The following is a 12,993-nucleotide window of genomic DNA, read 5'->3' as shown; positions in this document are numbered from 1 at the left end:
TTAACACAAAGCGTTTGCTTTAAGCGCGAAGCAGGTGCAGACTCCACTAACGCAATAAATTAGCTTTACGGAGCCCGCCATGTCCAACGTCTTCTCTGCGAGAAACAGCCTGGCCTACCTCTCGGTGGTGCTGCTGACCTTCCTGGCCGCCTCCAGCGCGCCGACGCCGCTGTACCATCTGTACCAGGAGGCCTGGCAGTTTTCGCCGGGCATGCTGACGATGATCTTCGGCGTCTACGCCCTGGCTCTTCTGGCAGCGCTGCTGACTGTGGGCGCGTTGTCGGATTATATCGGCCGGCGGCCGGTGCTGCGCATGGCGCTGGTGCTGAACATGGTGTCGATGCTGGGCTTTATCTACGCCCGCGACGTCAATTGGCTGCTGGCCGCGCGCATCCTCCAGGGCTTCGCCACGGGCATGGCCACCAGCTCCCTGGGCGCTGCGCTGCTGGACAACGACCGGCAGAAAGGCCCGCTGCTCAACAGCCTGGCGCCGCTGCTGGGCATGGCGCTGGGTGGCCTGGGTAGCGGCCTGCTGGTGCAGTACGCGCCCATGCCGCTGAGCCTGGTGTACATCGTGCTGCTGGTGCTGCTGGTAGCGCAGGCGGGTTTGCTGGTGTGGCTGCCGGAAAGCGTCAGCGCCCAGCCCGGCGCGCTGGCGTCGCTGCGCCCACGCCTGGCCGTGCCCGCCCAGGCCCGCGCGGCGGTGTGGCGCATGCTGCCGGTGAACACCGCGGTGTGGATGACCGGGGGCTTCTTCCTGTCGCTGGCACCGTCACTGGTGCGCGCGGCCACGGGCGCCACCTCGAACCTGATCGGCGGCGCGCTGGTGGCAACCCTGACCCTCAGCGGCGCGGCGGCGATCTATGCCCTGCGCGCCAGCGCCGCTGACAAGGTGCTGCGCCTGGGCACCGTGCTGCTGCCCATCGGTGTGGCGCTGGTATTGGTGGCGGCCAGCCAGCAGGTGCTGATGCTGTTCTTCATCGGTGCGGTGATCGCCGGCGCCGGTTTCGGCAGCGGCTTCCTCGGCTCGGCCCGCAGCGTGCTGCCCCTGGCCCACGCCCACGAGCGCGCCGGGCTGATGTCGACCTTCTACGTGCTCAGCTACCTGGCGTTCTGCGTGCCGGCCATCCTGGCGGGTTTCCTGGTGCGCAGCGTTGGCTTGCTGGCCACTAGCGAAGGCTACGGCCTGCTGCAGATTGCCCTGTGCCTGGCCGCCCTGCTGGGCATGTGGCTGCGCCGGGATGCACGGGCTATATCTGCATAATCGATGACCTATAGCGAAACTACCCGTTTAGCAGATAAGCCAAGGACGGCTAGCATGGCCTGACCTCACACGAGGACAGGAGACCCCATCATGCAACGCCCGATTCCCCTGGCCACCCGGCCGTTCAGTGCGCTTCAGCACCCCCGCGAAGTGATTCGCCAATTCACCCCCAACTGGTTCGCCGTGGTCATGGGCACCGGTGTGCTGGCCCTGGCCCTGGCGCAATTGCCGGCCGGCTGGCCGCTGGTGCACGGCCTGGCCCATGGCCTGTGGCTGCTGGCGGCCGTGCTGTTTGGCGTGTTCACCGCACTGTATGGCGCGCGCTGGGTGCTGTTCTTCGACGAGGCGCGGCGCATTTTCGGGCATTCCACCGTGTCGATGTTCATCGGCACCATTCCCATGGCCCTGGCCACCCTGATCAACGGCTTCGTGCTGTTCGCCTTGCCCCAGGCAGGCAACGCCGCGCTGCCGTGGCTGCAAGGGCTGTGGTGGCTGGACGTGGCCCTGTCGCTGCTGTGCGGGGTGGGGATTCCGTTCCTGATGTTCACCCGCCAGCAGCACAGCATCGACCAGATGACCGCCGTGTGGCTGCTGCCGGTGGTGGCCGCCGAAGTGGCTGCGGCCAGCGGCGGCCTGCTGGCCCCGCACCTGCAAGACCCGGCCGCGCAGTTCGGCATGCTTATCACCAGCTTCGTGCTGTGGGCGTTCTCGGTGCCGGTGGCATTCGCCATCCTGACCATCCTGATGCTGCGTATGGCCCTGCACAAGCTGCCCCATGAAAGCATGGCGGCTTCCAGCTGGCTGGCCCTGGGGCCCATCGGTACCGGCGCGCTGGGCATGTTGCTGCTGGGGGGTGACGCCCCGGCGATTTTCGCCGCCGCCGGCGTGCTGCCCGGCGTGGGCAGCATGATCGACGGCCTGGGCGTGGTCAGCGCGGTGATCCTCTGGGGCATGGGCCTGTGGTGGATGCTGCTGGCGGTGCTGATCACCGTGCGCTACCTGCGCAGCGGCATGCCGTTCAACCTGGGCTGGTGGGCGTTCATCTTCCCGTTGGGCGTGTACACCCTGGCCACGCTGCGCCTGGGCAACGTACTGCACCTGGGCTTCTTCACCTGGTGCGGCCAGGGCCTGGTGGCCTGCCTGGCGATGTTGTGGGCGGTGGTGATGGCGCGCACCCTGGGCGGTGCCTGGCGCGGCGAGCTGTTTGTGTCGCCGTGCATCGCGGCGCGCAAACTTTAGGTAATCTAGGTGGCGGATGTGGCTTGCAGGGCAGCAGGCCGCATCCAATGCCAAAAGCCTATGCCGCAAGCGGCGCCACCAAGGTGCAAAGGACGATGAGTCACCCCTCGCAATTCAGCCTGTTGGGCAAGCGGCGCTTCCTGCCGTTTTTCCTCACCCAGTCCCTGGGGGCCTTCAACGACAACGTGTTCAAGCAGTCGTTGATCCTGGCCATTCTCTACAAATTGAGCATCGGCGGCGACCGCTCCATCTGGGTCAACCTGTGTGCGCTGCTGTTTATCCTGCCGTTCTTCCTGTTTTCCGCGCTGGCGGGGCAGTTTGGCGAGAAATTCGACAAGGACGCGCTGATCCGCCTGATCAAGCTGGGCGAGATCGTGATCATGGCCGTGGGCGCCACCGGTTTCCTGTTCGACCACCTGTGGATGATGCTGGCGGCGTTGTTCGCCATGGGCACCCATTCGGCGCTGTTCGGCCCGGTGAAGTACTCGATCATGCCCCAGGCCCTGCGCGAAGAAGAGCTGGTGGGCGGCAACGGCCTGGTGGAAATGGGCACCTTCCTGGCCATTCTGGCGGGCACCATCAGCGCGGGCGTGCTGATGTCCCAGGCGCACTACGCGCCGTTGGTCAGCGCCGCGATCGTCGGCGTGGCGGTGCTGGGCTACCTGGCCAGTCGTGGCATTCCGCGCGCGGCGGCCGACACCCCGGGGTTGAAGCTTGACTGGAATATCTTCAGTCAGTCCTGGGCCACGCTGAAAATGGGCCTGAACCAGACGCCTGCGGTGTCGCGTTCGGTGGTGGGCAACTCGTGGTTCTGGTTCGTCGGGGCTATCTACCTGACGCAGATTCCGGCCTACGCCAAGGACTGGCTCAACGGCGATGAAACCGTGGTCACCCTGATTCTCACGGTGTTCTCGGTGGGCATCGCCCTGGGTTCGGTGCTGTGCGAGAAGCTGTCGGGGCGCAAGGTGGAGATCGGCCTGGTGCCGTTCGGCTCGTTCGGCCTGACCCTGTTCGGCCTGCTGCTGTGGTGGCATTCGGGCGAGTTCGCCCTGGCGCCCCAGGCCAATGACTGGCTGACCCTGCTGGGCATCGGCCACACCTGGTGGGTGCTGCTGGATATTCTCGGCCTGGGCATGTTCGGCGGCTTCTATATCGTGCCGCTGTACGCGCTGATCCAGTCGCGCACCGCCGAGAACGAGCGGGCGCGGGTGATTGCCGCCAACAACATCCTCAACGCGTTGTTCATGGTGGTGTCGGCCATCATCTCCATCATCCTGCTGAGCGTGGCCAAGCTGTCGATTCCGCAGCTGTTCCTGGTGGTGTCGGTGATGAACATTGCCGTCAACGCCTACATCTTCAAGATCGTCCCCGAGTTCACCATGCGTTTCATGATCTGGCTGCTCAGCCATTCCATGTACCGGGTAGAGCACCGCGACCTCGAGCGCATTCCCGACGAAGGCCCGGCGCTGCTGGTGTGCAACCACGTGTCGTTCGTCGACGCGCTGCTGATTGGCGGCGCGGTGCGGCGGCCGATTCGCTTCGTGATGTACTACAAGATCTTCCGCCTGCCGGTGCTCAACTTCATCTTCCGCACCGCCGGGGCGGTTCCCATCGCCGGGCGCAGCGAGGACCCGCAGGTCTACGAGCAGGCGTTCAAGCGCATCGCCCAGTACCTGGCCGACGGTGAGCTGGTGTGCATCTTCCCCGAGGGCAAGCTGACCACCGATGGCGAGATCGACGAATTCAAGAGCGGCGTGACCCGGGTGCTGGAGCAGACCCCGGTGCCGGTGGTGCCGTTGGCGTTGCTGGGGCTATGGGGCAGTTTCTTCAGCCGCGACCCGGCCAAGGGCTTCTTCCGCCGCTTGTGGTCGCGCGTGGTGCTGGTGGCCGGGCAGCCGGTGCAGGGCGACGACGCGGTGCCGGCGCAGCTGCGCGCCCGGGTGAGCGAGCTGCGCGGCGCCGGCCGTTGAGCAGCAGGCAATGAGGGTCAGGCGCTGATTTTCAGGCCAATCAGGCCGGTGATGATCAGCGCCACGCTGGCAATGCGCATGGGCGCCACTGATTCGCCGAACAGCACGATGCCGGCGATCACCGTGCCCACCGCGCCCACGCCGGTCCAGATGGCGTAGGCGGTGCCCAGCGGCAGGTCGCGCATGGCCAGGCCCAGCAGGCCAAGGCTGGCCGCCATGGCGGCAACGGTGAGCAGGGTAGGCAGGGGGCGGGAAAAGCCGTCGGTGTATTTCAGGCCAATGGCCCAGCCCACCTCGAACAGGCCGGCGAAGAACAGAATCAACCAGGACATGAGCACGCTCCATCATCCAGTTTCAGTGATGGGGTCGTCCCCTGGGCAATAAAAAAACGCATCGCCGGGTCGTCCCGTCGATGCGCATTATAGTGCACATTTTGCCGCGTAAGGGCAAGCCAGCCCTTATGGTCGGTCTTTCATCTTGCGGAAGAAGGTCGCCAGCAGGGCCCCGGAAATGTTGTGCCATACACTGAACAGCGCGCTGGGCACCGCCGCCAGCGGCGAGAAGTGCGCGCTGGCCAGGGCGGCGCCCAGGCCGGAGTTCTGCATGCCCACCTCCAGGGCCAGCGACTTGCGCTGCGCCAGCGGCAGCTTGAACAGGCGGCCGGTGACGTAGCCCAGCACGAAACCGAAGCTGTTGTGCAGGATGACCACCGCCATGATCAGCAGCCCCGACTCGGCGATTTTCGCCTGGCTGGCTGCCACCACCGCGCAGACGATCATGACAATGCTGACCACCGACACCAGCGGCAGCACTTCCACCGCGTAGCGCACCCGCGCACCCAGCAGTCGCTGGGCAACCACGCCCAGCACGATCGGCAGCATCACCAGCTGCAGGATCGACCAGAACATCTCCATGAATGACACCGGCAGCCAGGCGGAGGCCAGCAGCCAGATCAGCGCCGGCGTCAGCAGCGGGGCGAGCAGGGTGGTCACCGCGGCAATCGCCACCGACAGCGCCAGGTCACCCTTGGCCAGCCAGGTCATGACGTTGGAGGCAGTGCCGCTTGGGCAGCAGCCTACCAGGATCACGCCCACGGCAATCTCGGCGGGCAGGTGGAACAGCTGGCACAGCAACCAGGCCATGCCCGGCATGATCACGAAGTGGGCGCCCACGCCCAGCAGCACCCGCCAGGGGTGGCGGCTGAGTTCGGCGAAGTCGTCCATTTTCAGGGTCAGGCCCATGCCGAACATCACCAGGCCCAGCAGCGGCACGATCAGCACCTTGAGGGCGACGAACCATTGCGGGAACAGGAACGCCAGCACGGCGAACAGCAGGACCCAGTAAGCGAAGGTGTTGCCGACGAAGCGGCTGAGGGCGGCCAGGGCGCGCATGGGGGTGTTTCCTTGTTATGGATTGCGGTGGCAATGACGCGGCCTTCGGCCGCTGCTACAGGTTTTTGTAGCAGTGGCCGTAGGCCGCGTCAGGGCCGCATCAGATACCCTGCGGCAGCTCTTCACCACCCAGCGCTTCGAACAGCGCCGGCAGGAAGTCGCCGAAGGTCAGCATCATCAGGGTGAAGCTGGCGTCCAGCTGGCCCAGGGCCTCGTCGCCGCCGTCTTCCTCGGCCTGGTCCTGCAGCAGTTCCTCGAACTTCAGGCGCTTGACCACCATCTTGTCGTCCAGCACGAACGACAGCTTGTCCTGCCAGGCCAGGGCCAGCTGGGTCACCAGCTTGCCGGTGCTCAGGTGCAGCTGGATCTCGTCGGCGGTCAGGTCCTGGCGCTTGCAGCGCACGATGCCGCCGTCTTCTTCCACGTCACGCAGCTCGCATTCGTCCAGTACATAGAAGTCGGGCGCGGCTTGCTGGGTCTTCACCCACTCGGTCATCACGGCGGTCGGCGAGGTCTTCACGGTCAGCGGGCGCACCGGCAGCGAGCCCAGCACTTCGCGCAGGATGGACAGCAGGTCTTCGGCGCGCTTGGGGCTGGCCGAGTTCACCAGGATCAGGCCCTGCTTGGGGGCGATGGCGGCAAAGGTGGCCGAACGGCGGATGAAGGCGCGCGGCAGGAAGGCCTGGATGATCTCGTCCTTGATCTGGTCGCGCTCTTTCTTGTAGACCTTGCGCATCTGCTCGGCTTCGATCTCTTCGACCTTTTCCTTGACGGCGTCGCGCACGACGCTGCCTGGCAGGATGCGCTCTTCCTTGCGGGCGCTGATCAGCAGGAAGTCGCCGCTGACGTGAACCAGGGGCGCGTCTTCACCTTTGCCAAAGGGAGCGACGAAGCCGTAGGTAGTCAGCTCCTGGCTGGCGCAGGGGCGGGCCGGCTTGGTGGCCAATGCGGTTTCCAGTGCTTCGGCGTCGAAAGGAATATCTTGGGTCAAACGGTAGACAAGCAGGTTTTTGAACCACATGGGGTGAATCACTCCTCAGCACATAAGGGGCGCATTATTGTCCCGTGTGAGGGCGCAGGCCAACCCTGCGCTAAGTGTTTGGAAGGCTTGGAAAAATAATTTAAAAAAGAGCTTGCCAGGCCCTGGGTGCGTCCGTAGAATGCGCGCCACACCGAGAGACAAGGGTGATTAGCTCAGCCGGGAGAGCATCTGCCTTACAAGCAGAGGGTCGGCGGTTCGATCCCGTCATCACCCACCACTCAGTGTATCGCGCAGCGGTAGTTCAGTCGGTTAGAATACCGGCCTGTCACGCCGGGGGTCGCGGGTTCGAGTCCCGTCCGCTGCGCCATATTCGGTATCAGGAACACTGAACGCCTGATACCTGCGAAAAAGCCTGCCTAGTGCAGGTTTTTTTTCGTCTGCAGAAAATGATTGGGGTCGCGATGCAATAATTGTCATTTTGCGGCTTGCCATATGCAGAATCCATCCGTAGAATGCGCGCCACACCGAGAGACGAAGGGTGATTAGCTCAGCCGGGAGAGCATCTGCCTTACAAGCAGAGGGTCGGCGGTTCGATCCCGTCATCACCCACCACTCGCTCACAGTGTATCGCGCAGCGGTAGTTCAGTCGGTTAGAATACCGGCCTGTCACGCCGGGGGTCGCGGGTTCGAGTCCCGTCCGCTGCGCCATATTCGGCACCAGGAACACTGAACGCCTGGTACCAAAAAAGAAGCCTGCCTTGTGCAGGCTTTTTTTCGTCTGTGATTTTTGTGGGGGAGTGGGACGCGGCCTGCGGCCGCTGCTACGGAGCTGTAGCAGCGGCCGAAGGCCGCGTCTTTACTTGCCGGGTGTCAGCGTCAGGCGCTGGGTGCCGTAGGCGCGGTCATAGTTCTGCGACTGCAGCGGAATGCTCACGTACTGCGCCTTCATCCAGCCATCGATGCCGTCGGCGTAGTGCGGGCTGGCCGGGTTGCCGGACTGGCCCGGGCTGTTCTGCGCAAGCAGCGGTTCGTTCTGCGCGAAGTCGACGATGAAGCGCATGGACGCCGCCTGGGTGACGTCGAAGTTCGCGCCCCAGGCGTAGGCCGCGGCATTGAGGGTGGTGTGGTCGCCACCAGCCTGGCGCACGGGCAGTTGCGGGCCCTTGGTGGCCCACTGGTAACGGTGCAGGTTGCCCCACTGCCAGGCCTTGTGGTCGGCGCCCAGTTGCCGCTCGCCTTCGTTGACCGCTGCTGCCAGGCTGCGGGCCAGGATGGCCGGCTTGTCTTCCTTCTGCGGGGTGCGCGAGTCATCCCAGAACGGGCTGTCCTCGCGCGCCAGCAGGTGGTCGGCCTGGGCCGAGTACGACAGGCTGCCCACGGTGACGAAGGCTTTCCAGGCCGGGCTGTCCTGCGGGCCGAGTTTGTCGAGGAAGGTCTGCTTGGCGCTTTCCTGCAGGAACAGTTCGTACAGGGCGGCGTCGGCGGACTGCGGCGCCAGGTTGCCGTTGAACGCCAGCAGGCGCGTCAGCGCTTCCTGGGCCTTGGCGCGGTCGGTGGCGGGCAGGGCGTCGATGGCCTGCTTCAGCGGCTGGGCCATGCCCGGTGCCTGGAACATCGCCTTGAGCTTGTTGGCGAAGGTGGTGGTCTGGTCGTACTGCATGGCGATCATGCTGCGCGTGTCCTGCTTGCCGGCGCCGGCCAGTTCGGCCAGGCGCTCGCTGCGCTCCGGGTAGTACCAGGAGTTGGACAGCTGCATGCCGTAGCCCTTCGGCACGGTGCGCTGGTTGGCGGTGCCGAGCCAGCCTTGCGGCGGGTCCTGGTCGTAGGGGTGCAGCATGGCGTCGGCGTAGCCGTCCCAATCGTAGCGCCCATCCCAGCCTGGCGACGGCACCAGGCCCCGGCCTTCACGGCGGTTGGGCAGGCGGCCGGTCACCTGCCAGCCCACGTGCTGGGCGTCGGCGAAGACCATGTTGACGGCGATGGCGCGAACCTCACGGCTGGCGTCGGACGCCGCTTCCACCGACTGCGCGCGCGACAGGTCGAACAGCGCGTCCAGGCTCTTGTCGTCCTTGTAGTCCGGGGTTTGCAGGGCCAGGCCCAGGCCGTTGGCGAGCGGGGTGCCGGCCAGGGCGCTGTTGAGCAGTGCGCCGTGGCGGGTGTCGTACACGGCTTCGCGCAACGGCGCCTGGCCCTTGATGAAGAAGGTCTCCTGGCGCACGCCCGCTGGGCGCCACTTGCCGTCGGCCAGGTACTGCAGCTGGTTGCCCTGGCGTTGCAGCTTTTCCAGGAACAGGTCCTGGTTGTCGCCCATGGCCGGGGCCATGCCCCAGGCGACCTTGCCGTTGAAGCCGGCCATGATGCCGGGGATGCCCGCCAGGGAGACGCCCGCGGCCTGGAACTTCGGCGCGCGGAGCTGCACGTAGTTCCACAGCGACGGGCTGGCCAGTGGCTGGTGCGTGTCGTTGGCCAGCAGGCTGCGGCCGCTGCGGGCGCGCGCCGGGGTAATGGCCCAGTTGTCGCCGCTGCTGATGCTCGACAGGTTCAGGCCGGCCAGGTCGCCGGCGACCTTGTCGACGTTGGCCAGGCCCGGGATCTGCGCCAGGCTGACGCCCTTGAGCTTGTCGGTCTCGTCGAAGGGCAGCGGCTCGTCCGGGTAGGTGGGGATCAGCCAGGCCAGCTTGTCGACGCCCACTTTCTGCGCCAGCGTCAGCGACGCCAGCTCTTCGCGCAGGTTCACCGACAGGCTGAAATTGAACAGGGCGAAGATCAGCGCCGAGTCTTCCGGCTTCCAGTATTCGGGCTTGTAGCCCGACTCGGCCAGGTCCATCGGCAACTTGTCGCGGTAGCGGAACAGGTAGGCGTTGACGCCGCGGGCGTACACCTCGAAGAAGCGCTTGAGGCGCGGCGACGCCGCTGCGTACAGCTCATCGGCATTCTTTTTGAGGTTGACGGCGCGCATGAAGCGGTCGACATCCAGCATCTGCGGGCCTGCCATCTCGGACAGGCGCCCCTGGGCCAGCAGGCGCATGCCCACCATCTGGCTGATGCGGTCGCTGGCGGCCACGTAGCCCTGGGCGAACAGCGCGTCATGGAAGCTGCTGCTTTCGATCAGCGGCATGCCGCTGGCGTTGCGGCGCACCGAGACGTTCTGGGCCAGCCCCTTGAGTGGCTGCACGCCGCTGTCGGGCGGCACGCTGTCGGCGTAGCGGCTGTCGAGCCAGGCCTGGCAACCGCTCAGGCTGATCAGCCCGGCCAGGGTCGCGGCGGCGCCGAACCGGGGAATGAAGTGAGTAAAGGCTGGCGAGGCCATGGCGGAAGCTCCTGCGGGGCTGGCGGCTAAAAGGCGCTACGTTAGTGAGCGCGCACACGCCACGCAAGCGGGCGGCCAGCTTTATTTGCATGGCAGGACGGCCGGTGCCCCGGGCCTTGCAGGCAAGGTCCGGAGGCGCGACGAAAATCAGGCTTTTGGCGGGTTGATCCGCTCGACCCAGGCGTACGCACGGTCGGTGGCCGGGCGCGCCTGGATAGCCAGGAACCAGCGTTTCAGGTTCGGGAAATCGTCAAGGTCCTGGCTCTGGCGCTGGTAAGGCACCACCCAGGGGTAGATGGCCATGTCGGCGATGCTGTAGGCCTCGCCCGCCACGAAGGCGCGGTCGGCCAGGCGCTTGTCCAGCACGCCATACAGGCGCGCGGTCTCGTCGATGTAGCGCTTCATGGCGTAGGGGATTTTTTCCGGAGCGAACACGTTGAAGTGGTGGTTCTGCCCGGCCATCGGCCCCAGGCCACCCATCTGCCAGAACAGCCACTGCAGCACTTCTTCACGGCCGCGCAGGTCCTTGGGCAGGAACTGGCCGGTCTTTTCCGCCAGGTATAAAAGGATGGCGCCGGACTCGAACAGCGAAATCGGCTCGCCGCCGTCGGCAGGCTGGCTGTCGACAATGGCCGGAATGCGATTGTTGGGGGAGATCTTCAGGAAGGCTGGCGCGAACTGCTCGTTCTTGCCGATGTTCACCGGATGGACCTGGTACTCAAGCCCGGCTTCTTCCAGGAACAGGGTGATCTTGTGGCCGTTGGGGGTGGTCCAGTAATGCAGGTCGATCATGAAACGCTCCACGTTGAGGGGGCTACATCAAGAACGACTGTTGTACTGCGCCAGCGTTTTTGTTTCAAAGCATTTCAGTATTCCACGGCCAGGGCGCGGGCGCCTGGCCGTGGATCATTCAATCAGGCGCCGTGGCACTTCTTGAATTTCTTGCCGTTGCCGCAGGGGCACGGGTCGTTGCGGCCAACGTCCTTCAGGGCGTTGCGCACGGGCTCCTGGGGTTCGTGGTTGCAGTGCGGACCGTGTACATGGCCGTGGTCGTGGTGGTGATCATGGTCATGATCGTGGTTGCAGTCAGGGCCATGGACATGGGGTTGCTGGGTCATCTGGGTGTCTCCGAATTTAGAACTGGGGGGAATTATCTCATTGCTGGTGGTGGAGGGCGAGGGTCAAACACACGCGTCGCGCCTTTGACGCGGCCTGGCGGCCGCTGCTACTTACCCATCAACTCCCCAGGCATGATCTCCCCGCTGCGCCGCAGCACCACGTCATCGCCCCAGAACCACCCAGTCTTCAGCTCCCCCTCCAGCCGGTAGGGAATCGGCCGGTCGGGGTGGCGCAGCAGCTTGACCACGTCGCGCAGGTGCTGCCACAGGTTGGTGCGGATCGGCACGTTGAAACGGGCGCTGGAGTGGCCGTCCACGCGCAGCCATTCGTCGTATTCGTCGTCGGCCAGCAGGATGTCGGCCAGGTGCACGCGGTAATGCAGGCCGCGCACGGTGAGGGTGCTGTCGTTGGGGTTGTCGATGCGGAAGTGCAGCATGAACTTCTGCTGCACCAGCTTGGCCTTCACCACCTCCACGGCCAGCAGGTGCACCTGCGGGGCCTGGCTGTCGTCGGCAAACCAGCTGGCGCAGCCGTTCAGGCCCAGGAACAGGCAGAAGGTGAGCAGGCGCAGTGTCCGTGTGTGCATGGCTGATCCCTCGCGATGCCTTGAGTCTACCCAATGCCACGGCTCGCTTGTTGGCAAAATCGCAGATGGGCCATACTGATGCCATTACTCTCGGTGGGCCAGTGCCCGTCAGGCAGGAGGCACAGGATGGGGTTGTTCGAAATTGTCTTCAGGGGCCAATTGGTGCCCGGCGCGCAGCTGGCGCTGGTGAAGGCCAACCTGGCCAAGCTGTTCCAGTCCGATGGCGCGCGCATCGACGCGCTGTTCAGCGGCCGGCGGCTGGTGCTCAAAAGTGACCTGGACCCCCAGGCAGCGGAAAAATATCGCTCTACCCTGGAACGCGCGGGCATCATCGTCACGGTGGAAGCGGTGCCGGTGCAGGTGGAGGAAATCGAGATGGCACCGCCGCCGGACGCTCCCGGCTTTGTGCGCAAGCCCAGCAAGATGGTCGAGCCGTGGGTGCCACGTGATTGCTACATGGCGGCGTTCGTCGAGGTGCAGGCCCCTGGCTACGAAGTGGCCGAGGCGGGCGCCGACCTGCAGGCGCAGAAGCCCGACGTGGAGGCGCCGCGCCTGAACCTCTCGCAGTTCAGCCTGGCGCCGGCCGGCAGCGACATGGGCCAGGCCCGCGCGCCCGCCGCGCCGCCGGCGCCGGGCACCGGGCATATCAAGCTCATGCCGTGACGTAGGCGGCGCAGCACTTCTTGAATTTCTGCCCGCTGGTGCAGGGGCAGGCGTCGTTGCGGCCAGCCTTCAGCGGCACAGTCGGGTCGATGAAGTACCAGCGCCCGCCGTTCTGTACGAAGGATGAGCGCTCGCGGTGGCTGTGTTCCCCGTCCAGGTCATGCCAGCGGGCGACGAAGGTCACGAACGCATGCTCCGGCTGCCCGCCGAACACCTCGGCGCTTTCCACGGTCAGCCCCAGCCAGGTGCTTTGCGCGCTCCAGTCGCTGATGGACTGGCGGTCCAGGCCCGCTTGCTGCACTGGCAGCGTGGTGGCCACCAGGTAATCGATCAGCCCCAGCACATAGGCGCTGTAGCGCGAGCGCATCAGCGCCTGGGCGTCGGGGGCGGGCACGCCGCCATGGTAATGACCGCAGCAGGCATCCAGCAGGTTGCCGCTGCCGCACGGGCAAATGCTTGTACTCATTGC

General features: G+C 65.5%; 12 protein-coding genes and 4 tRNA genes. 8 read left to right on the top strand and 8 right to left on the bottom strand.

The features are described 5' to 3' along the window. The first annotated feature begins 79 nt into the window (after window positions 1–79). The 3 genes from AC0Z2B_RS05105 to AC0Z2B_RS05095 all read left to right on the top strand — a co-directional run bounded on the left by AC0Z2B_RS05105 (window position 80) and on the right by AC0Z2B_RS05095 (window position 4,473). On the top strand, window positions 80–1,264 hold the full coding sequence (locus AC0Z2B_RS05105) for an MFS transporter (protein ID WP_476295415.1): 1,185 nt from the start codon (window positions 80–82) through the stop codon (window positions 1,262–1,264). A gap of 90 nt (window positions 1,265–1,354) precedes the next feature. Continuing rightward, the gene (locus AC0Z2B_RS05100) at window positions 1,355–2,503 is read left to right on the top strand and encodes a TDT family transporter (RefSeq protein ID WP_476295414.1); all 1,149 of its coding nucleotides are present in this window, start codon (window positions 1,355–1,357) and stop codon (window positions 2,501–2,503) included. Window positions 2,504–2,598: 95 nt separating this feature from the next. Next, window positions 2,599–4,473 carry an MFS transporter gene (locus AC0Z2B_RS05095; protein ID WP_476295412.1) on the top strand — a complete coding sequence of 625 codons (1,875 nt, stop codon included), beginning with the start codon at window positions 2,599–2,601 and terminating at the stop codon, window positions 4,471–4,473. A 17-nt stretch (window positions 4,474–4,490) separates the two neighbouring features. Here the strand turns inward: AC0Z2B_RS05095 and sugE are convergent, their stop codons facing one another. The 3 genes from sugE to rdgC all read right to left on the bottom strand — a co-directional run bounded on the left by sugE (window position 4,491) and on the right by rdgC (window position 6,885). Beyond that, a complete protein-coding gene (gene sugE / locus AC0Z2B_RS05090) occupies window positions 4,491–4,805 on the bottom strand; it encodes a quaternary ammonium compound efflux SMR transporter SugE (protein ID WP_416426351.1) in 315 nt (104 codons plus the stop codon). Window positions 4,806–4,931: 126 nt separating this feature from the next. Beyond that, the gene (locus tag AC0Z2B_RS05085; RefSeq protein WP_473004188.1) at window positions 4,932–5,864 is read right to left on the bottom strand and encodes a bile acid:sodium symporter; all 933 of its coding nucleotides are present in this window, start codon (window positions 5,862–5,864) and stop codon (window positions 4,932–4,934) included. Between the two features lie 100 nt (window positions 5,865–5,964). Next, window positions 5,965–6,885: a recombination-associated protein RdgC gene (gene rdgC, locus AC0Z2B_RS05080; RefSeq protein ID WP_476295410.1), complete on the bottom strand. Its 921-nt coding sequence runs from the start codon at window positions 6,883–6,885 to the stop codon at window positions 5,965–5,967. Window positions 6,886–7,047: 162 nt separating this feature from the next. Between rdgC and AC0Z2B_RS05075 the strand changes: the two genes are divergently transcribed. The 4 genes from AC0Z2B_RS05075 to AC0Z2B_RS05060 all read left to right on the top strand — a co-directional run bounded on the left by AC0Z2B_RS05075 (window position 7,048) and on the right by AC0Z2B_RS05060 (window position 7,554). Further along, window positions 7,048–7,123: transfer RNA gene (locus AC0Z2B_RS05075), tRNA-Val, on the top strand. 13 nt (window positions 7,124–7,136) lie between these two features. Beyond that, window positions 7,137–7,213 (top strand) — tRNA-Asp (locus AC0Z2B_RS05070). Between the two features lie 169 nt (window positions 7,214–7,382). Then, window positions 7,383–7,458: transfer RNA gene (locus tag AC0Z2B_RS05065), tRNA-Val, on the top strand. A gap of 19 nt (window positions 7,459–7,477) precedes the next feature. Further along, window positions 7,478–7,554: transfer RNA gene (locus AC0Z2B_RS05060), tRNA-Asp, on the top strand. A gap of 148 nt (window positions 7,555–7,702) precedes the next feature. Here the strand turns inward: AC0Z2B_RS05060 and AC0Z2B_RS05055 are convergent. From AC0Z2B_RS05055 to AC0Z2B_RS05040, 4 genes are all read right to left on the bottom strand, one after another. Next, on the bottom strand, window positions 7,703–10,156 hold the full coding sequence (locus tag AC0Z2B_RS05055; protein WP_476295409.1) for a penicillin acylase family protein: 2,454 nt from the start codon (window positions 10,154–10,156) through the stop codon (window positions 7,703–7,705). Between the two features lie 147 nt (window positions 10,157–10,303). After that, a complete protein-coding gene (locus tag AC0Z2B_RS05050; protein WP_476295408.1) occupies window positions 10,304–10,948 on the bottom strand; it encodes a glutathione binding-like protein in 645 nt (214 codons plus the stop codon). A gap of 122 nt (window positions 10,949–11,070) precedes the next feature. After that, window positions 11,071–11,274: an SEC-C metal-binding domain-containing protein gene (locus AC0Z2B_RS05045; protein ID WP_027977214.1), complete on the bottom strand. Its 204-nt coding sequence runs from the start codon at window positions 11,272–11,274 to the stop codon at window positions 11,071–11,073. A gap of 107 nt (window positions 11,275–11,381) precedes the next feature. Continuing rightward, window positions 11,382–11,861, bottom strand: a complete 480-nt coding sequence (locus AC0Z2B_RS05040; protein ID WP_416426343.1) for an LEA/WHy family protein — start codon at window positions 11,859–11,861, stop codon at window positions 11,382–11,384. Between the two features lie 126 nt (window positions 11,862–11,987). Here AC0Z2B_RS05040 and AC0Z2B_RS05035 point away from each other — a divergent pair, with 126 nt between their 5' ends. Continuing rightward, entirely contained in the window at window positions 11,988–12,524 is a 537-nt protein-coding gene (locus AC0Z2B_RS05035; RefSeq protein ID WP_476295406.1) for a hypothetical protein, read from the top strand. Here AC0Z2B_RS05035 and AC0Z2B_RS05030 read toward each other — a convergent pair. Further along, entirely contained in the window at window positions 12,514–12,990 is a 477-nt protein-coding gene (locus AC0Z2B_RS05030) for a YchJ family protein (protein ID WP_476295405.1), read from the bottom strand. The genes AC0Z2B_RS05035 and AC0Z2B_RS05030 overlap by 11 nt on opposite strands. Window positions 12,991–12,993: the final 3 nt, after the last annotated feature.

This window comes from Pseudomonas sp. GYB4201, assembly GCF_056312595.1.
The sequence above is the reverse complement of the archived record's forward strand: the minus strand, read 5'-3'. Positions and strand labels throughout refer to the sequence as shown.

What these genes read in the sequence shown, in the direction of transcription:
- AC0Z2B_RS05045 (WP_027977214.1), bottom strand. Translation starts at nt 11,274, where the DNA reads ATGACCCAGCAACCCCATGTCCATGGCCCTGACTGCAACCACGATCAT.
- AC0Z2B_RS05050 (WP_476295408.1), bottom strand. Translation starts at nt 10,948, where the DNA reads ATGATCGACCTGCATTACTGGACCACCCCCAACGGCCACAAGATCACC.
- AC0Z2B_RS05105 (WP_476295415.1), top strand. Translation starts at nt 80, where the DNA reads ATGTCCAACGTCTTCTCTGCGAGAAACAGCCTGGCCTACCTCTCGGTG.
- AC0Z2B_RS05055 (WP_476295409.1), bottom strand. Translation starts at nt 10,156, where the DNA reads ATGGCCTCGCCAGCCTTTACTCACTTCATTCCCCGGTTCGGCGCCGCC.
- AC0Z2B_RS05095 (WP_476295412.1), top strand. Translation starts at nt 2,599, where the DNA reads ATGAGTCACCCCTCGCAATTCAGCCTGTTGGGCAAGCGGCGCTTCCTG.
- AC0Z2B_RS05030 (WP_476295405.1), bottom strand. Translation starts at nt 12,990, where the DNA reads ATGAGTACAAGCATTTGCCCGTGCGGCAGCGGCAACCTGCTGGATGCC.
- AC0Z2B_RS05100 (WP_476295414.1), top strand. Translation starts at nt 1,355, where the DNA reads ATGCAACGCCCGATTCCCCTGGCCACCCGGCCGTTCAGTGCGCTTCAG.
- AC0Z2B_RS05040 (WP_416426343.1), bottom strand. Translation starts at nt 11,861, where the DNA reads ATGCACACACGGACACTGCGCCTGCTCACCTTCTGCCTGTTCCTGGGC.
- sugE (WP_416426351.1), bottom strand. Translation starts at nt 4,805, where the DNA reads ATGTCCTGGTTGATTCTGTTCTTCGCCGGCCTGTTCGAGGTGGGCTGG.
- AC0Z2B_RS05085 (WP_473004188.1), bottom strand. Translation starts at nt 5,864, where the DNA reads ATGCGCGCCCTGGCCGCCCTCAGCCGCTTCGTCGGCAACACCTTCGCT.
- AC0Z2B_RS05035 (WP_476295406.1), top strand. Translation starts at nt 11,988, where the DNA reads ATGGGGTTGTTCGAAATTGTCTTCAGGGGCCAATTGGTGCCCGGCGCG.
- rdgC (WP_476295410.1), bottom strand. Translation starts at nt 6,885, where the DNA reads ATGTGGTTCAAAAACCTGCTTGTCTACCGTTTGACCCAAGATATTCCT.